This is a genomic window from Kitasatospora sp. LaBMicrA B282, assembly GCF_050325825.1.
In the GTDB taxonomy this organism is placed as follows: Bacteria; Actinomycetota; Actinomycetes; order Streptomycetales; family Streptomycetaceae; genus Kitasatospora.
On the sequence record NZ_JBNQTI010000132.1, the window covers coordinates 10,436 to 26,764 of the forward strand.

At 71.5% G+C, this 16,329-nt stretch carries 18 protein-coding genes and 3 tRNA genes; 4 read left to right on the forward strand and 17 right to left on the reverse strand.

Annotated elements, in window-relative coordinates:
• Nucleotides 1–61: 61 nt before the first annotated feature.
• The 10 genes from rplL to ACQRUO_RS28790 all read right to left on the reverse strand — a co-directional run bounded on the left by rplL (nucleotide 62) and on the right by ACQRUO_RS28790 (nucleotide 7,780).
• A complete protein-coding gene (gene rplL, locus ACQRUO_RS28745) occupies nucleotides 62–445 on the reverse strand; it encodes a 50S ribosomal protein L7/L12 (protein WP_428319014.1) in 384 nt (127 codons plus the stop codon).
• Nucleotides 446–538: 93 nt separating this feature from the next.
• On the reverse strand, nucleotides 539–1,102 hold the full coding sequence (gene rplJ / locus ACQRUO_RS28750) for a 50S ribosomal protein L10 (RefSeq protein WP_428319015.1): 564 nt from the start codon (nucleotides 1,100–1,102) through the stop codon (nucleotides 539–541).
• Nucleotides 1,103–1,467: 365 nt separating this feature from the next.
• On the reverse strand, nucleotides 1,468–2,307 hold the full coding sequence (locus ACQRUO_RS28755; RefSeq protein WP_428319016.1) for a hypothetical protein: 840 nt from the start codon (nucleotides 2,305–2,307) through the stop codon (nucleotides 1,468–1,470).
• A gap of 85 nt (nucleotides 2,308–2,392) precedes the next feature.
• Nucleotides 2,393–3,373 (reverse strand): hypothetical protein, encoded by a 981-nt coding sequence (locus ACQRUO_RS28760; RefSeq protein ID WP_428319017.1) that lies wholly within the window; start codon nucleotides 3,371–3,373, stop codon nucleotides 2,393–2,395.
• Between the two features lie 35 nt (nucleotides 3,374–3,408).
• Nucleotides 3,409–4,314 carry a hypothetical protein gene (locus ACQRUO_RS28765; protein ID WP_428319018.1) on the reverse strand — a complete coding sequence of 302 codons (906 nt, stop codon included), beginning with the start codon at nucleotides 4,312–4,314 and terminating at the stop codon, nucleotides 3,409–3,411.
• 225 nt (nucleotides 4,315–4,539) lie between these two features.
• Nucleotides 4,540–5,262 carry a 50S ribosomal protein L1 gene (gene rplA / locus ACQRUO_RS28770; RefSeq protein ID WP_428319019.1) on the reverse strand — a complete coding sequence of 241 codons (723 nt, stop codon included), beginning with the start codon at nucleotides 5,260–5,262 and terminating at the stop codon, nucleotides 4,540–4,542.
• A 73-nt stretch (nucleotides 5,263–5,335) separates the two neighbouring features.
• Nucleotides 5,336–5,770 carry a 50S ribosomal protein L11 gene (rplK, locus tag ACQRUO_RS28775; RefSeq protein ID WP_428319020.1) on the reverse strand — a complete coding sequence of 145 codons (435 nt, stop codon included), beginning with the start codon at nucleotides 5,768–5,770 and terminating at the stop codon, nucleotides 5,336–5,338.
• A gap of 158 nt (nucleotides 5,771–5,928) precedes the next feature.
• The gene (gene nusG / locus ACQRUO_RS28780) at nucleotides 5,929–6,906 is read right to left on the reverse strand and encodes a transcription termination/antitermination protein NusG (RefSeq protein WP_428319021.1); all 978 of its coding nucleotides are present in this window, start codon (nucleotides 6,904–6,906) and stop codon (nucleotides 5,929–5,931) included.
• 239 nt (nucleotides 6,907–7,145) lie between these two features.
• On the reverse strand, nucleotides 7,146–7,418 hold the full coding sequence (secE, locus tag ACQRUO_RS28785; protein WP_428319030.1) for a preprotein translocase subunit SecE: 273 nt from the start codon (nucleotides 7,416–7,418) through the stop codon (nucleotides 7,146–7,148).
• Nucleotides 7,419–7,707: 289 nt separating this feature from the next.
• Nucleotides 7,708–7,780 (reverse strand) — tRNA-Trp (locus tag ACQRUO_RS28790).
• A 217-nt stretch (nucleotides 7,781–7,997) separates the two neighbouring features.
• Between ACQRUO_RS28790 and ACQRUO_RS28795 the strand changes: the two genes are divergently transcribed.
• From ACQRUO_RS28795 to ACQRUO_RS28805, 3 genes are all read left to right on the forward strand, one after another.
• Nucleotides 7,998–9,239: a pyridoxal phosphate-dependent aminotransferase gene (locus tag ACQRUO_RS28795; protein ID WP_428319022.1), complete on the forward strand. Its 1,242-nt coding sequence runs from the start codon at nucleotides 7,998–8,000 to the stop codon at nucleotides 9,237–9,239.
• 100 nt (nucleotides 9,240–9,339) lie between these two features.
• Nucleotides 9,340–10,422, forward strand: a complete 1,083-nt coding sequence (locus ACQRUO_RS28800; RefSeq protein WP_428319023.1) for an adenosine deaminase — start codon at nucleotides 9,340–9,342, stop codon at nucleotides 10,420–10,422.
• Nucleotides 10,423–10,428: 6 nt separating this feature from the next.
• Nucleotides 10,429–10,671 carry a hypothetical protein gene (locus ACQRUO_RS28805; RefSeq protein ID WP_428319024.1) on the forward strand — a complete coding sequence of 81 codons (243 nt, stop codon included), beginning with the start codon at nucleotides 10,429–10,431 and terminating at the stop codon, nucleotides 10,669–10,671.
• A gap of 11 nt (nucleotides 10,672–10,682) precedes the next feature.
• Here the strand turns inward: ACQRUO_RS28805 and ACQRUO_RS28810 are convergent, their stop codons facing one another.
• From ACQRUO_RS28810 to ACQRUO_RS28835, 6 genes are all read right to left on the reverse strand, one after another.
• Complete coding sequence (locus ACQRUO_RS28810) at nucleotides 10,683–11,738, reverse strand: UDP-N-acetylmuramate dehydrogenase (RefSeq protein ID WP_428319025.1); 1,056 nt, start codon at nucleotides 11,736–11,738, stop codon at nucleotides 10,683–10,685.
• Between the two features lie 84 nt (nucleotides 11,739–11,822).
• A complete protein-coding gene (locus tag ACQRUO_RS28815) occupies nucleotides 11,823–12,245 on the reverse strand; it encodes a MaoC family dehydratase (RefSeq protein ID WP_428319026.1) in 423 nt (140 codons plus the stop codon).
• Between the two features lie 4 nt (nucleotides 12,246–12,249).
• On the reverse strand, nucleotides 12,250–12,711 hold the full coding sequence (locus tag ACQRUO_RS28820; RefSeq protein WP_428319027.1) for an FAS1-like dehydratase domain-containing protein: 462 nt from the start codon (nucleotides 12,709–12,711) through the stop codon (nucleotides 12,250–12,252).
• A 121-nt stretch (nucleotides 12,712–12,832) separates the two neighbouring features.
• Nucleotides 12,833–12,997 (reverse strand): 50S ribosomal protein L33, encoded by a 165-nt coding sequence (gene rpmG, locus ACQRUO_RS28825; protein WP_014144273.1) that lies wholly within the window; start codon nucleotides 12,995–12,997, stop codon nucleotides 12,833–12,835.
• 83 nt (nucleotides 12,998–13,080) lie between these two features.
• A tRNA-Met gene (locus ACQRUO_RS28830) sits at nucleotides 13,081–13,153 on the reverse strand.
• A gap of 40 nt (nucleotides 13,154–13,193) precedes the next feature.
• Nucleotides 13,194–13,266 (reverse strand) — tRNA-Thr (locus ACQRUO_RS28835).
• A 303-nt stretch (nucleotides 13,267–13,569) separates the two neighbouring features.
• On the opposite strand from ACQRUO_RS28835, the gene ACQRUO_RS28840 reads away from it, so the two are divergent.
• Nucleotides 13,570–14,850: a hydrolase gene (locus tag ACQRUO_RS28840; RefSeq protein ID WP_428319028.1), complete on the forward strand. Its 1,281-nt coding sequence runs from the start codon at nucleotides 13,570–13,572 to the stop codon at nucleotides 14,848–14,850.
• 21 nt (nucleotides 14,851–14,871) lie between these two features.
• Here the strand turns inward: ACQRUO_RS28840 and ACQRUO_RS28845 are convergent.
• On the reverse strand, nucleotides 14,872–16,329 hold a 1,458-nt coding region (locus tag ACQRUO_RS28845; protein WP_428319029.1), incomplete at its 5' end, for a hypothetical protein.

Consider the following 16,329-nt stretch of genomic DNA (forward strand, 5'->3'; position numbering starts at 1 on the left):
GGGTCGGCCACCCGCGAGGGGTGGCCGACCCGGCCCGAAGAGCTCACTCAGGAGCGAGAAGTCACTTGACGGTGACCTTGGCGCCGGCACCCTCGAGGGCGGCCTTGGCCTTCTCGGCGGTCTCCTTGTTGACCTTCTCCAGCACCTTGGCGCCGGCGGTGTCAACGAGGTCCTTGGCCTCCTTCAGGCCGAGGGAGGTCAGGGTGCGCACCTCCTTGATGACCTGGATCTTCTTGTCGCCGGCACCGTCGAGGATGACGTCGAACTCGTCCTGCTCCTCAGCGGCCTCGGCCACGGCACCCGGGGCGCCGACGGCGGCAACGGCAACCGGGGCGGCGGCGGTGACGTCGAACTTCTCCTCGAACGCCGCGACGAACGCGGAGAGCTCGATGAGGGTCATCTCCTCGAACTGCGCGAGCAGCTCGTCCTGGGACAGCTTCGCCATGATTAGGCGTCCTTCCACTAAATCGGCAGGTGGTGCCGGATGTACGGGATTGGCGGGCGCAGGCCCGCTGCGAGGGCGCTTGCGCGCCGCCGATCACTCGGCGGCGGCGTCCTCGGCGGCGGGAGCCGGCGTACCGGCACCGCCCTGCTCGACCTTCTCGCGAAGCGCGTCCACGGTGCGGACGAGCTTCGAGGGCAGGGCCTGGAAGAGCGCGGCAGCCTGGGAGGGCTTGGCCTTCATGGCACCCGCCAGCTTGGCGAGCAGCACCTCGCGGGACTCGAGGTCCGCGAGCTTCTTGATGTCGTCGGCAGACAGTGCCTTACCGTCGAGCACGCCGCCCTTGATGATCAGGGCGGGGTTCTCCTTGGCGAAGTCACGCAGAGCCTTGGCCGACTCCACCGGGTCACCGGTGACGAAGGCGACAGCCGTCGGACCGTTGAACTGGTCGTCGAGCTCCGTGATCCCGGCCTCGTTGGCCGCAATCTTGGTCAGCGTGTTCTTCACCACGGCGTACTGGGCGTTAGCACCCAGCGAGCGACGCAGGGTCTTGACCTGCTTCACCGTCAGACCGCGGTACTCGGTCAGCACGGCCGCGTTGGAGGAACGGAACTTGTCCGCGATCTCCGCGACGGCAGCAGCCTTGTCGGGCCTTGCCATAGGCTTACGCCTCCTTCCGTGATGTCGAGGTCGGCCGACCTGGACAAGTCGACCTTCGGTGCCTCGGACCACGGAGCGGAAGGAAGCCGCACGGAGAACGAAAAGAGCCCCGGTGCGCAGTCGCACGGGGCTCGTAGACGGACCTCGACGGCCGCACGCCGATCACGGGAAACCTAGGCAACCCGGAAAGGCTCGATGCGGACGGAAGTCCAAGCTCCAGACACTCCTGCGCGGGCTGCCTGCGACGAAGCGCAGATCCTTCGGTCGGGAGCCTCCTTGCGGACGCACCACGACAACCAGCGGTCTTTGGCTCCCTCAGCGTACGGGGCGAGGTGCGGATGCGGCAAATCCGGCCGGCCCGGAGCTCAGCCGGGGACGCTCTGGGTGTCGTCCTCCGGCGGCGAGGTGACCGAGAGCTGCTGGTCGCCGAACTGGCTGTACTGGATCACCTGCTCCAGGTCGCCGCCGCTGCCGAGGCCGGAGCGCTGCAGCTGGACCAGCTGGTCCTTGTCGTTGAGCCAGAGGTCCAGGGTGAGGCTGGTCACCCCGCCCTGGCCGAGCGCGGCGGCCAGCTGCTGCCGCCGCTCGGGGGTGAGCAGGTTCTGCTGGGCGGCCGCGTAGTCCGCGACCGAGACGGTGGCGGAGTAGTGCTCCGCGGTCCCGTCGCCCACCTTCTCCTCACCGAGCTTCTGCAGGTCCGGCGCGGAGGCCGCGGCGGTCACCGCCTGCAACGGGTTGAGCTGGTCCACCAGCGCGGCGAACGGGGTGTCCTGCCGGCCGTCCGGCAGCGTCGGACCGGTGCTCTTCGCCCAGTGCTTGCCGCCCAGCCTGGCCGCGGTGGCCGCATCGCCGCCCTGGTAGGCCACGGTGTCCATGATGATCAGCTGCTGGGTGGTGCCCTGGGTGGTCCGGGTCAGCTGCATGATCGTCTTGGGCGCCCAGTAGAGCACCCCGTCGGCGGTCTCGCCGGTGCCGTCCGGACCGTCGAAGCGGTAGCTCAGCTTGGCCCGCCGGGCGGTCTGCAGCACCTGCTCGGCGGAGAGCAGCACGCCCTGCGGCGAGCGGTCGCTGGGCCTGCTCTCCGAGGGCGACGGGGAGGCGGTGGACGGGGAGGGCGTGGCGCCGACCACGGCGTGGCCGGCCGAGCCGCCGCAGGCCGCCAGGGCAGCGGCCAGAGCGAGCGCGGCCGCTGCCGCGCCCGTCACCCTGCGCGCTCCCGCCACGCTCGCCTCCCGGTCCGGTCCTGTTCCCCTCAGGGTGCCATGCGATCGCCGGGCACCCCTCAGGGGGTCAGCTTGCGGCGCTTCCGCCGCCCGGGCCGCCGCTCAGGCCACTGCCCAGCCCACCGCCGAGACCGCCGTTCTGCTGGATCAGCTGGGCGAAGTCCAGGGTGTCGTCGGCCGCCGGCGCCTGGGCGGTGACCGCCACGCCGTAGTCGGAGTAGGTCGCCGACATGTCGATCGGACCGTTCGCCGTCTCGGACTTGGACTCCTGCTTGAGCAGCAGGCCCTGGTCGCTGACCCAGACGTCGTAGTGCGCCTTGCTGATGCCCTGCGACTGGAGCTGCTGGCGCAGCCCCGAGACCTGGTCCGGCGTGAGCGAGCTGCCCTGGCCGGACAGCTGGTCCAGGGTCAGGTCGGCCGTGTAGTGGGTCGCCGGGGTGCCGTCGACGCTGTCCGGGCCGACCTTGGTCACCTGGTTCGAGGCGATCATGTTCTGCACCGCGGTGACCGGGTCGGCGTTGGTCAGCCCGTTCTTCAGGCTGGCACCGGCCGGGCCCATCAGCTTGGCCAGGTCCGCGTAGGCGTACTTGAACCAGTGCTTGCCGCCCATCTGGTCCACCATCGACTGCGGCATGTGCATGTTCATGTACATGGCATCGGGCAGGTAGACCGCGTCCACCGCGCCGTCGGTGCCGAGCTTCTCGGCCAGCATGGGCATCTGGATGGTCATCGAGCCCTGCATGCCGCTCGCCCAGGAGACCGGCCCGGCCGCGGTGATGTCACCGTTCTGGGTCTTGATCTCCTCGGTGATCTTCGCCGACTTCTGCTCGCTGGTCTTCTTGGTGACCTGCTGCAGGAAGCCCACCGGCGTGACGTCGACCGGCGACTGGGCCGGAGCCGGGTTGCCCGCGGCGGCCTTGGTCGGCGCGCCGCCCTCGGCCTGCCCCTGGCCGCCGGTCGACTTGCCACCGCCGCACGCCGTGGCGCCGACGGCCAGGGTGGCCACCAGGGCCGCGGCGGCGAGGGTGCGGGTACGCGTACTGGTCATGCGAGTCCCCTTTCCTTGGGGTTTCCCCGGGCGCCTCAGTTGTTGCTGTTGTCGCTGCCCTGCGCGGCGAACCACTTGGCCGCGTCGGCCGGGCTGGCCACGTCGCTCGCCGCCGGCGCGCTGACGTTCACCTTCACGCCGAGGTTGGTGAACTGGATCATGGTGGCGCTGCTGTCGCTGCTGTCGCTCGGGCTCGCGGCGGGGGCCGGCGAGGAGCTGTCGGAGTTCTGCTGCTCCATCTGGACCAGCTCGTGCTTGCCGTTCAGCCAGAAGTCGAAGATCAGGTTGGCGCCGCCCTCGGAGGCCATCGACTGGGCGGCCTTGCGCTGGGCGTCGGTGAGGTTCGGCAGCTTGGCCACCAGGTCCGCGGCCGGCGTGGAGCTGCGGTAGTGGGTGGTGGAGCCTCCGCCGACCTGCTCGGTGCCGACCTTGGTCAGGGTGCTGCTCTGGGAGGCGACGGTCAGCTCGTTGGCCGGGTTCAGCAGCACGAAGAGCCCGGTGAACGGGTCCGCGCCGGCGCCGCCCATGGCGGCCGTCATGCTGCTCATGTCGATCCAGTGCTTGCCGCCCATCGCGGCCGCCCCGGTGTCGTCGGCGCCCATGTAGGCGCTGCCGTTGACGACCCGCATCTTCACCGGCTTGCCCTTGTCCTTGCCCTGGAGGTCGAGCGCCCCCTGGCCGGCCCACTGGTAGACGCCGGTGCCGTCGCCGCTGGTGTCGCCCGGCGTGCTCATCGTGACGTTGGCGCTGCCGGCCTTCTGCATCACGGCGGCGGCGGCGAGCATCTCGCCCTTCGGGTCGAGGTTCGGCGCGGCGGCGGGCACGCCCGCGGCGCCACCGGTGGCACCGTTGCCCGACTTGGAGCTGCTGCTGCACGCGGCGAGCGAGCCCACGAGCAGGGCCGGAATGGTCAGTGACACGGCGATACGCGCGATGCGCACGATTTCCCCCTCTGAGTACCCGGTCCGGGCACTTCTGTTCCGTACGTTTCTCAGATGACCTGCCGGACTCTAGCCGACCATGAAGACAAGCTGAAAAGGGGTTTCGGTTCCCGGTTCCGGACATGCAGGTTCCCGGTTCCGGACATGCAACAGGGCCCGCGCTCCTTGCGGAGCACGGGCCCTGGGGAAGCATCGGGCCTCAGCCGAGGCCCGACCCGGCCGTCATCAGACAGCTGCCGGGTCCTCCTCGGTCAGGAGGTTGCGGGTGCGGTTCGGGTCCACCTGGATGCCGGGGCCCATGGTGGTCGAGAACGCGGTCTTCTTGATGTAGCGACCCTTGGCGGCGGACGGCTTGGCCCGCAGCACCTCGTCCAGCGCCGCGGCGTAGTTCTCGACGAGCTGCTCGTCGGTGAAGGACGCCTTGCCGATGATGAAGTGCAGGTTCGAGTGCTTGTCGACGCGGAACTCGATCTTGCCGCCCTTGATGTCCGTGACAGCCTTCGCCACGTCCACGGTGACCGTGCCGGTCTTCGGGTTCGGCATCAGACCACGGGGACCGAGCACGCGGCCCAGGCGGCCGACCTTGCCCATCAGGTCCGGGGTGGCGACGACGGCGTCGAAGTCCAGACGACCCTTGGCGACCTCGTCGATCAGCTCGTCGGAGCCGACGATGTCGGCGCCAGCAGCCTCCGCAGCCGCGGCACGGTCACCGGTCGCGAAGACCAGGACCCGGGCGGTCTTACCGGTACCGTGCGGCAGGTTGACGGTGCTGCGGACCATCTGGTCGGCCTTGCGCGGGTCGACGCCCAGACGCATGGCAACCTCGACGGTCGCGTCGAACTTGGTGGTGGAGGTCTCCCGGGCGAGGCGGACGGCCTCGAGCGGGGCGTACAGGCGGGCCGGGTCGACCTTGAGGTCGGCGGCCTTGAGGGCCTTGCTGCGCTTCACTGCTGCTCCTGAGTTTCGTGGAGTCGTGGTGTTCCGGGCCGCGCGGGCCCTACCACTGGGACGAGAAGGGTGTTCAGCCCTCGACGACGACGCCCATGGACCGGGCGGTACCCGCGATGATCTTCTCCGCGGCGTCCAGGTCGTTGGCGTTGAGGTCGGGCATCTTGGTGGTGGCGATCTCGCGCACCTGGGCCGAGGTCAGCTTGGCGACCTTGGTCTTGTGCGGCTCGCCGGAGCCCTTCTCGATGCCCGCGGCCTTCAGGATGAGGCGCGCGGCCGGCGGGGTCTTGGTGATGAAGGTGAAGGTGCGGTCCTCGTAGACCGTGATCTCCACCGGCACGACCATGCCACGCTGCGACTCGGTCGCGGCGTTGTAGGCCTTGCAGAACTCCATGATGTTGACGCCGTGCTGACCCAGCGCGGGGCCGACCGGCGGGGCCGGGTTGGCCGCACCGGCGTTGATCTGGAGCTTGATAAGCCCCGTGACCTTCTTCTTCTTGGGAGGCATGTCTCTCCGGGTCCTTCCTTCGATGGACGTGTGCACGGCTCCGGGGCGACACCCGGGTATGCGTACACACAGCGGACCAGGCTAACGCGGAATGCGCCGCCCGGCCAAAACGGCTCCGGGGCGGGAGCGTCGCCCCGCCCCGGAACCGAAGACTGGTGTCAGTTCTTCTGGATCTGGTCGAACGACAGCTCGACCGGGGTCTCGCGACCGAAGATCTCGACCAGGCCCTTGACCTTCTTCGAGTCCGGGTTGATCTCGTTGATGGTGGCCTGCAGGGTGGCGAACGGACCGTCGGTGACGGTGACCGAGTCGCCGACCTCGAAGTCGAGCACCTGGATCTCGGCCGGGCGGACCGGCGAGGGCTTGCCGGCCTCCTTGGCGGCGGCGCGCTCGACGTCGGGGGCGAGCATCTTGACGACCTCGTCCAGGGTCAGCGGGTACGGGTCGTAGGCGTTGCCGACGAAGCCGGTGACACCCGGGGTGTTGCGCACCACGCCCCAGGACTCGGCGGTCAGGTCCAGGCGGACCAGGACGTAGCCGGGGAGCTTGTTCTGCCGGATGGTCTTGCGGTCGCCGTTCTTGATCTGGACGACCTCCTCCTGCGGCACCTCGGCCTGGAAGATGTACTCCTCGACGTTGAGCGAGACGGCGCGCTGCTCCAGGTTCTGCTTCACCCGGTTCTCGTAGCCGGCGTAGGTGTGGATCACGTACCACTCGCCGGGCAGGGTGCGCAGCTCCTCGCGGAACTTGGCGACCGGGTCGACCTCCTCGGCCGGCTCCTCGACCTGCTCGACCTCGACGGCCTCCTCGACGACGACCTCGGCGGCGTCGGCCTCGGCGACGGTCTCCTCGACGACGGCCTCGGCGGCCTCCTCGTCGGCGTCGGCGTCCTCGGTGGCGGCGGCGAACGCCGCGGCGAAGGCCTCGTCGGCGTCGGCCTCGGTGTCGTCCTCGCCCGCCTCGAGCAGCTCGGCGCCCTCGTCGGCCCCGGCCTCCTCGGCCGCGACCTCGTCCTCGTCACCGTTCACGGCGTCGATGATCTGCTCGGCGTCCCCGGCAGAGTCCTCGGCGGCAGCGAAGGCCTCGGCGGCGGCCGCATCCTGGTCGTCGGCGTCGTACAGGGGGGACTCAGACACGGTGGCTGCTTCTTTCCTGGAGGGGTGGAGATGGTACGGCTACGAGCCGCGCCGCCCCGCGGACCCGGTGGCACGGGCTGCCGGTGGCGACGACTCGAAGTCCCAACAGTACCGAGTCAACGGTAGCTGGATCGTCCGCACGGCGGCGACAGCTCGACCCGGGCGGTCCCCCGTTGGTGCTCTTGAGGGGCCGACCCGGGTCGGGTGGTGAAGCTATGGGGAGCTGGATCGGGGCTTGCTCAGCCGAAGATCCAGAAGCTGGCCTTGGCGAAGCCCCAGTCCAGGGTCGCGACCAGGCCGATCATGACGACCACGAAGGTCACCACGACGGCGGTGTAGTTCATCAGCTCGCTGCGGGTGGGCCAGACGACCTTGCGGAGCTCGGCGATGATCTGCCGGTAGTACAGGCCGGTGCGGGCGAAGAGGCCCTTCTTGGCGCGCTTGCCGGCCGCCTTGCCCTCGCCGGACGCCTTGTTCGCGCGCTTGCGCGCACGGCGGGAGAGCGGTGCGATCTCCTCGACCGCAGCGTCCTCGACCGCCTCCGCGAGCAGGGTCGCGTCCTCGGCACCCTCGGGGTTGCCGCTCTCAGGCGTTGCGGTGGAGCCCGTGGTCTCCGTCACTCGTCCTCACCTGAATCCGGGTCCTGCCGAAGGTCACTGACGTGCCATGTGAGCACGGGCGATCCGGCGCAGTGCTGGCTGGGAACTACTGGCTGAGCTGAACTACTGAAGATGCACTGCCCACTCCGCGTCAAGCCCGCTCGCTCTTGTGGAGCGAACGGGCTGGACGATGATCGAGCAGCAGGGCACGAGGGACTTGAACCCCCAACCGCCGGTTTTGGAGACCGGTGCTCTACCAATTGAGCTAGTGCCCTTCGGCGCCTCGCGGTGCCGGAGTGAGGCATAACCTACCCCATCGGACCGTGGGCGTGGTGCACGCTTCGGGTCTGTCGGTGGCGGTCGCTGCCGTCGATCAGTGAGTGTACGGGTTCCACGGCGTTTGGTCGAACCTCTTCACCGCGCCCCTCCATGTCAGGTACGGATCGTGAAACAGTCGAGCAGGGGCCAGGCGGCTTCTGCGACGATGCAGGTATGAGCGACTCCACCCCCGCGAACGTGTCCTCCGCCGCCCAGCGCCGGGTCTCCGCCCGGATCGGCGCCATCGCCGAGTCCGCCACCCTCGCGGTCGACGCCAAGGCCAAGGCCCTCAAGGCGGCCGGCCGCCCGGTGATCGGCTTCGGGGCCGGCGAGCCGGACTTCCCCACCCCCGACTACATCGTCGAGGCCGCCGTCGCGGCCTGCCGGGACCCGAAGAACCACCGGTACACCCCGGCGGCCGGCCTGCCCGAGCTGCGCGCGGCCATCGCGGCCAAGACCCTGCGCGACTCCGGCTACCAGGTCGACGCCTCCCAGGTGCTGGTGACCAACGGTGGCAAGCAGGCCATCTACGAGGCCTTCGCCGCGATCCTGGACCCGGGTGACGAGGTCATCGTGCCGGCGCCGTACTGGACCACGTACCCGGAGGCGATCCGGCTGGCCGGCGGCGTCCCGGTCGAGCTGGTGGCCGACGAGACCACCGACTACAAGGTCTCGGTCGAGCAGCTGGAGTCGGTCCGCACCGCGAACACCAAGGCGGTGCTCTTCGTCTCGCCGTCCAACCCGACCGGCTCGGTCTACACCGAGGCCGAGACCGAGGCGATCGGCCGCTGGGCGGTCGAGCACGGCCTGTGGGTGCTGACCGACGAGATCTACCAGCACCTGGTCTACGGCGACGCCACCTTCACCTCGCTGCCCGCGCTGCTGCCGGAGCTGGCCGACAAGTGCATCGTGGTCAACGGGGTGGCCAAGACCTACGCGATGACCGGCTGGCGGGTGGGCTGGCTGATCGGCCCCAAGGACGTGGTGGCCGCCGCGACCAACCTGCAGTCGCACGCCACCTCCAACGTGAGCAACGTCGCCCAGGTGGCCGCGCTGGCCGCGGTCAGCGGGGACCTGACCGCAGTCAACGAGATGAAGGTCGCCTTCGACCGCCGCCGCCAGACCATCGTGCGGATGCTCAACGAGATCGAGGGCGTCCTCTGCCCCGAGCCCAAGGGCGCCTTCTACGCCTACCCGTCGGTCAAGGCGCTGCTCGGCAAGGAGATCCGCGGCAAGCGACCGCAGACCTCCGGCGAGCTGGCCGCGCTGATCCTGGACGAGGCCGAGGTCGCGGTGGTCCCGGGCGAGGCCTTCGGCACCCCCGGTTACCTGCGGCTCTCCTACGCGCTGGGCGACGCCGACCTGGTCGAGGGGATCAGCCGGGTGCAGAAGCTGCTGGGCGAGGCCCGCGACTGACGCCCGCCGCCGGCTCCCGGCGAACCGCCCCGCTCACTCCTTCGAGGGATATGCACTCCTTCGGGGGATGTGGCCGGGGCGGTTCCCGTTTCCGGGGTCGATGCGGCAGGATTCGGCAATGGAGCTAGCCGTGGAACAGCAAGCAGTGCCGCAGCGGGACGTCCGGACGCTGCCCAAGGCCCATCTGCACCTGCACTTCACCGGCTCGATGCGCCCGACCACGCTGCTGGAGCTGGCCGAGAAGCACCGGGTCCGGCTGCCGGAGGCGCTGAGCAAGGGGACGCCGCCGAAGCTGCGCGCCACCGACGAGCGCGGCTGGTTCCGCTTCCAGCGCCTCTACGACACCGCCCGCTCGGTGCTGCGCGACGAGCAGGACATCCGCCGGCTGGTCCGGGAGACCGCCGAGGACGAGGTGGCGGACGGCTCCCGCTGGCTGGAGATCCAGGTCGACCCGACCTCCTACGCGCCCCGCCTGGGCGGGCTGATCCCGGCCCTGGAGCTGATCCTGGACGCGGTCGCCGAGGCCGCGGGCAGCACCGGCGTGGGGATCCGGGTCCTGGTCGCCGCGAACCGGATGAAGTCGCCGATGGACGCCCGCACGCTGGCCCGGCTGGCCGTGCGCTACCAGGACGCGGGCGTGGTCGGCTTCGGGCTCTCCAACGACGAGCGGCGCGGCCTGGCCCGGGACTTCGACCGGGCCTTCGCGATCGCCCGCAGGGCCGACCTGCTGGCCGCCCCGCACGGCGGGGAGCTGGCCGGCCCCGAGTCGGTCCGCGACTGCCTGGACGACCTGGGCGCCGGCCGGATCGGGCACGGGGTGCGGGCCGCCGAGGACCCGCGGCTGATGCAGCGGCTGGCCGACCGGCAGGTCACCTGCGAGGTCTGCCCGGCCTCCAACGTGGCGCTCGGGGTCTACGAGCAGGCGCCGGCGGTGCCGCTGCGCAGGCTCTTCGAGGCCGGGGTGCCGATCGCGCTGGGCGCCGACGACCCGCTGCTCTTCGGCTCCCGGCTGGCCGCCCAGTACGAGCTGGCCCGCACCGTGCACGGCTTCTCCGACGCCGAGCTGGCGGAACTGGCCCGCCAGTCGGTGCGCGGTTCACGTGCCCCGGAGTGGGTGCGCAAGGAGCTGCTGGGCGAGATCGACACCTGGTTGACCAAGCCGGGAGCGGCCGTGGGAAGCTGACGCCTCATGAGCTCTCATCTCACTGGTAGTCATACGACCACTCATACGACGACCCACACCACGACCACCTCCGGTGGCTCCCACTACACCAGCACCACCCATCACGTGGTGGTCCACCACGTGTACGTGGTCCACCACAGCTACTGGTACCGCGGCACCCACGGCGTCGGGCTCGGCTTCTCGGCGTTCGTGCTGATCCTGCTGGTCGCCCTGATCGCCTTCGCCGTGATGCGGCGCTCGTCCCGCTAGCGCGCGTCCCGTCAGAGTTCGACGCCCACCAGCACCGGCTCGTTGACCAGCCGGACGCCGAACACCGCGTGCACGCCCGCCTGGATCTCCCGGGCCAGGGCGAGCAGGTCCGCGGTGGTCGCCCGGCCGCGGTTGGTCAGCGCCAGCGTGTGCTTGGTGGAGAGGGTGGCCGGACCGCTGCCGTAGCCCTTGGCGAAGCCGGCCCGGTCGATCAGCCAGGCGGCCGAGGTCTTGGTCAGGCCGTCCGGTGCGGGGAAGGCGGGGGCCGTGAGCGAACGCTCGGCCAGCCGCTGTCGGAAGTCCTGGTACTGCTCGGGGGTCAGCACCGGATTGGTGAAGAAGGACCCGGCCGACCACGTGTCGTGGTCCGTCGGGTCGAGCACCATGCCCTTGCCCGCGCGCAGTGCCAGCACCGTCTCGAAGGCGGTCCGCAGCGGCACCCGCTCCCCGGCCTCCACGCCCAGGGTCTTGGCCACCTCGGCGTAGCGGACCGGGCTGGACGCGCCGCCGGCGCCCTCGAGGGCGAACCGGACCCGGAGCACCACGTAGCGCTCGGGATCGGCCTTGAACCGGCTGTGCCGGTAGGAGAAGTCGCAGTCGGCCGCGGGCAGGGTGACCGCCGCGCCGGCCTGCCGGTCGTAGGCGACCACCTCGGTGATGGTCTGGGCGACCTCCTGGCCGTAGGCGCCGACGTTCTGCACCGGAGTGGCGCCGGCCGAGCCGGGGATGCCGGCCAGGAACTCGATGCCCGCCAGGCCCGCCTCGACGGTGTGCGCCACCGCGTCCGCCCAGACCTCGCCGGCCGCCAGCTCCAGCGCGGTGCCCGCCAGCGTCCGGCCGGTGGTGGCGATCCGCAGCACGGTGCCGGCGAAGCCGGCGTCGCCGATCACCAGGTTGCTGCCGCCGCCGATCACCAGCAGCGGCTCGCCGGCCGCGTCGGCGCTGCGGACGGCTTCGATCACCTCGGCGTCGGTGCGCGCGGTCACCAGGCGGCGGGCGGGGCCGCCGAGCCGCAGCGTGGTCAGCGGGGCCAGGGGGGCGTTCTCGGTCACGTGCACGCGCTCCACGGTAGTGGATGACGGGCGCCGCCCCCGGGCCGGTCCGGGGGCGACGCCCGTCCTGCGGCGCGGCTCGGGGTCCTGCGGCGCGGCTCAGGCCAGCTGGACCACGGCCCGCGACATCCCGAGCACCTTCTGCCCGCCGCTGGTGACCACCAGGTCGACCTGCACCCGACGGTCGTCCAGCAGCTTGGCCACCTTGCCGGTGACCTCGATCACAGCGCCCAGGTCGTCGTTGGGCACCACCACGGGCCGGGTGAACCGGACCCCGTACTCGACGACCGCGGCCGGGTCGCCGGTCCAGTCGGTGACCACCCGGACCGCCTCGGCCATGGTGAACATGCCGTGCGCGATCACGTCCGGCAGGCCGACCTCGCGGGCGAACTTCTCGTTCCAGTGGATCGGGTTGAAGTCGCCGGAGGCGCCCGCGTAGCGGACCAGTGTGGCGCGGGTCACCGGGAAGGACCTGGCGGGCAGTTCGGTGCCGACCGCGACCTCGTCGAAGCTGACAGCCATGGCGCTACTCCCCCGCCTCGTCGTCGGCCGCGCGCGCGACCAGGGTCATGATGCTGGTCACCACGTGCTCGCCGCTCTCCTCGGCGATCTCGCCGCGCACGGTGAGCACGTCGTTGCCGGCCAGCGACTTGATGTTGTCGATGCTGATCGTGCAACGGACCCGGTCGCCGGCCCGCAGCGGGCGGCTGTAGACGAACTTCTGGTCGCCGTGCACCACCCGGCTGAAGTCCAGCCCGAGGTCGGGGTCGAGCACCACCTGGGCGGCGGCGGCGTAGCTGATGGAGAACGGGAAGGTCGGCGGCGCGATCACGTCCGGGTGGCCGAGCGCCTTGGCCGCCTCGCGGTCGCCGTAGACCGGGTTGTCGTCACCGATCGCGGCGGCGAACTCGCGGATCTTCTCGCGGCCCACCTCGTACGGGTCGGTGGGCGGATAGCTCCGCCCGATGAAGGAGGGGTCGAGGGCCATGGGGCTGTCTCCTAGAAGGACCGCAGGGGAAGAACGGGGCGGAAACGACTTCAGGCCGCACCCCGGAGGGTGCGGCCTGAAGGCAGACCTGGCGCGGCAGGCCCGGCGACTCCCCAGGGGGTCAGCGGGTCTCGCGGTGCGCCGTGTGCGAGTTGCAGCGGGGGCAGTGCTTCTTCAGCTCAAGACGGTCCGGGTCGTTACGCCGGTTCTTCTTGGTGATGTAGTTCCGCTCCTTGCACTCCACGCAGGCCAGCGTGATCTTCGGGCGGACGTCGGTGGCAGCCACGGGAGTGCCTTCCTTGGACAATGGGTGATGACACGACAAGAGTAGCCGATCGGGAGAGTGAACTCCCGATCGACTACGCGGGGTAGCGGTGACCGGACTTGAACCGGTGACACAGCGATTATGAGCCGCTTGCTCTACCAACTGAGCTACACCGCTTTGGTGATCAGGATCCGACGAGCGGAATCCCGTTCACCAGAGCCCCCATGCGGAATCGAACCGCAGACCTTCTCCTTACCATGGAGACGCTCTACCGACTGAGCTATAGGGGCGAACCGGTTGAACGAGGAAGAGATTACACGGTTCGGGGCCAGAGGTGAAATCCGTATGCCGGCCGCAAGATCGCAGGTCCGCGGCTCGAACCGACCACCGGTTCGGGGTCGGGCGTTCGAAGGCTCCGTGGCTTCCCCGGCGACCCGCCCCGCAGCGAGCCTCCCCGCGCCACGCCCGCGCTGACCCTAGGCTCGGCCGCCAGTGATCTCCCGACCCGCGACCCCCCGTCAGCGCATCCCCAGCGGCGCCCGCGACGGGAGCAGGCCCCGGGAGCGGACGGGACCGACGGGGAGGAGCCGGCGATGAGCGGTGGCGGCCGCAACCCGCTCGGCCACGGCCCGGTGCTGCTGCTCAGCAATGCCAGGCTGGCCGACGGCCGGGTGGTCGACGTGCGGATCAGCGGCGACCGGATCCAGGCGGTCGGCACCGCCGGCAGCCTCGGTCCGCTCCCCCAGTCCGCGCTGCCGCCCGCCGTGCTGGCCGCCGCCGGCGGCGACGGCCCCACCGTGGCCACCGGCGCCCGGATCGACCTGACCGGCTACCTGCTGCTGCCCGCCCCCGCCGAGCCGCACGCCCACCACGACACCGCCTTCACCGCCCGGGACGCCGACACCCGCCCCGGGCCCGGCGAACCCGGCGAGCTGGTGCGCCGGGTCACCGAGGCCGCGCTCACCTCGCTCGGCTACGGCGCCACGGCACAGCGCAGCCACGTCCGGATCGGCGACGCGCACGGGCTGCACCGGCTGGACGCGGTGCTCACCGCCCGGCAGGCGCTGCGCGGGCTGGCCGAGCTGCAGGCGGTGGCGGTGCCCCGGCTGCTCACCGGGGCGGCCGGGGCGGACGGGCGGGCCCAGCTGCGCGAGGCGCTGCGGATGGGCGCGGACGCGGTCGGCGGCTGCCCGGAGCTGGACCCGGACCCGGTCGGCTACGTGCAGACCGTGCTGGCCGCGGCGACCGACTTCGACTGCCCCCTGGACCTGCACCTGCGCGCTGCCGACCCGGTGGTGCTGGCCCGGCTGGCCACGCTGCTGGCGCCGCTGCGGCCGCGGGTCGTGGTGGGCCCGTGCGACCGGCTGGCGCCCGGGGGCGGCGCGGTGCTGCGCGGGGCCGGGCTGCGGGTGGTCTGCCTGCCGCAGAACGGCTGCTGCGGCGCGCTGGAGGGCCCGCCGGGCGGCCTTGGCCCGGCGGTGGTGCGGGAGCTGACCGACAGCCAGGTGCCGCTGGCGGCCGGCAGCGGGGCGCTGCGGGACGCGGTGACCCCGGTCGGCCGGGCCGACCCGCTGGAGGCCGCCTACCTGCTGGCGGCCGGTGGCGCGCTCGGGGTGACGGCCGCCTACGAGGCGGTCAGCAGCCAGGCCCGGCAGCTGATGGGCCTGCCGGTGGTCCGGGTGGACGCCGGCTTCCCGGCCGAGCTGCTCGCGGTGCGCGGGGACAGCCTGGCCGGTGCGCTGGCCGGCGGCCACAGCCGGCTGGTGGTGCACAGCGGCCGGGTGGTCTCCCGCACCAGTGCGGTGCGGGAGTTCGCCGACACGGTGGCCCTGGCGCTGCCCCGGCAACCGGGGAGCACCAGGGCCACGGAGTGACGCCGTCGGTGGTCGACGTGGTCAGCGGTACTCGCGCAGGCGGGGCCGCACGGCCAGCACGGTGAGGGCCAGCGCGCCGGCCAGCAGCAGGCCGGCGGCGACGCCCGCGCCGGTGCCGAGCGCGTCGTCGCTCTGCTGCACGGCCTGGTCGAAGGCCTTCTGGTTGATCCCGATCACCTGGTCGAAGTCGTCGCTCAGCTTCGAGAAGTCGCCGTCCGACTGGCCGACCGCGGTGCCGGTGTCGAAGGCGATCGCCTGGTTGAGCTTGCCGTCCTGCTGGAACTGCCGGATCTTCCGGTCGTCCTGCTGGTAGGTCAGCCAGTCGGCGAGCACCCGGTCGGCGGCCTGCTGCTCGCCGGGGAAGGTGATGTTGCGCTCCTCGTCGCCGAGGAAACCGCCGAAGGAGACCGGGTGGCCGGCACCCTGGTGCGCGGTGATCGCCTGGCCGAGCCGGTCGTTGTAGTCGTCCAGCGTGGCGCCGGAGAAGTCCGCGACCTGCTGGGTCTTGGTCAGGAACGCCTGCTGGTAGCCGTCGGCCCGGCCCGGGTCGCTCAGCCAGCGGCTCTCGTCGGCGTTGCTGTCGTAGGCCACCGCCTTGGCCCGGCCGAGCGCGATCACCGAGTCGTAGGCGTCCACCTTGGCGGTGTGCAGGTGGTCCTTGGTCGCGGAGACCAGCGAGAGGCCGTAGCCGAGGCCGACCACGGTGAGCAGCAGGGCGGCCACCAGCGGCGGGCTGATCAGCCGGCGGTAACGGACGGTCAGGGTGCGCTGCAGTGCGGCCAGCAGCAGGAGCGCGAGCAGACCGGTCAGCAGCAGCCACCACCAGCCGGAGCCGAGCGCGTCGGTCTGCGCCCGGTAGGTGCCGTTGACGTTGGCCGCGTTCGCGTTGGCCACCTGGTCGGCGTCCGGCAGCAGGGTGCTGCGCAGCAGGTCGGTGGCCTGCTGGTAGGTGGCCAGGGCGTCCGCCGAGGGCTTGCCGGGCAGCGACTTGGCGGTGCTCTCCTGCAGGTCGGAGCGGGCCACCAGGGCCTCGTACCGGCCGAGCCCGTCCAACTCGCCCTGCACCGCCTTGCGGCCGGCCGGGTCACCGGAGAGCGCCTCGGTGGCCTGTTCCAGGTCGGTGTCGGCCTGGGCCCGGCGCTGGTCGTAGGTGTCCTGGACGGCCATCCGCTTGGCGGCGTCGGCGTCGTCGCCGCCGACCAGCAGCAGGTTGGCCGCCTGGGCGTCCAGGTCGCTGAGCGCGAAGTAGAGGTCGGAGGCCCGCTCGGCCTGCGGCGCGCTGTGGTGGCCGATCGCGTCCACGCTGTCCCGGGCGCCGCCGAGCACCGTCCACGCCACCCCGGCGAAGAGCAGCAGGGCGGCGATCGCGGCCGCGGTCAGCGCACGGACCCGGCGCGGGGTGTTCCAGTAGGCCCGGCTGCGCAGCCGGGCCAGGCCGCCGGCCGGCAGCCGCACAGGCGCAGGCAAGAAGGGGGGGGG

Excerpts from the sequence above, each read along its gene's own strand:
- rplL (WP_428319014.1), bottom strand. The coding sequence starts at position 445 with ATGGCGAAGCTGTCCCAGGACGAGCTGCTCGCGCAGTTCGAGGAGATG.
- rplJ (WP_428319015.1), bottom strand. The coding sequence starts at position 1,102 with ATGGCAAGGCCCGACAAGGCTGCTGCCGTCGCGGAGATCGCGGACAAG.
- ACQRUO_RS28760 (WP_428319017.1), bottom strand. The coding sequence starts at position 3,373 with ATGACCAGTACGCGTACCCGCACCCTCGCCGCCGCGGCCCTGGTGGCC.
- rplK (WP_428319020.1), bottom strand. The coding sequence starts at position 5,770 with ATGCCTCCCAAGAAGAAGAAGGTCACGGGGCTTATCAAGCTCCAGATC.
- ACQRUO_RS28795 (WP_428319022.1), top strand. The coding sequence starts at position 7,998 with ATGAGCGACTCCACCCCCGCGAACGTGTCCTCCGCCGCCCAGCGCCGG.
- ACQRUO_RS28800 (WP_428319023.1), top strand. The coding sequence starts at position 9,340 with ATGCGGCAGGATTCGGCAATGGAGCTAGCCGTGGAACAGCAAGCAGTG.
- ACQRUO_RS28805 (WP_428319024.1), top strand. The coding sequence starts at position 10,429 with ATGAGCTCTCATCTCACTGGTAGTCATACGACCACTCATACGACGACC.
- ACQRUO_RS28815 (WP_428319026.1), bottom strand. The coding sequence starts at position 12,245 with ATGGCTGTCAGCTTCGACGAGGTCGCGGTCGGCACCGAACTGCCCGCC.
- ACQRUO_RS28820 (WP_428319027.1), bottom strand. The coding sequence starts at position 12,711 with ATGGCCCTCGACCCCTCCTTCATCGGGCGGAGCTATCCGCCCACCGAC.
- ACQRUO_RS28840 (WP_428319028.1), top strand. The coding sequence starts at position 13,570 with ATGAGCGGTGGCGGCCGCAACCCGCTCGGCCACGGCCCGGTGCTGCTG.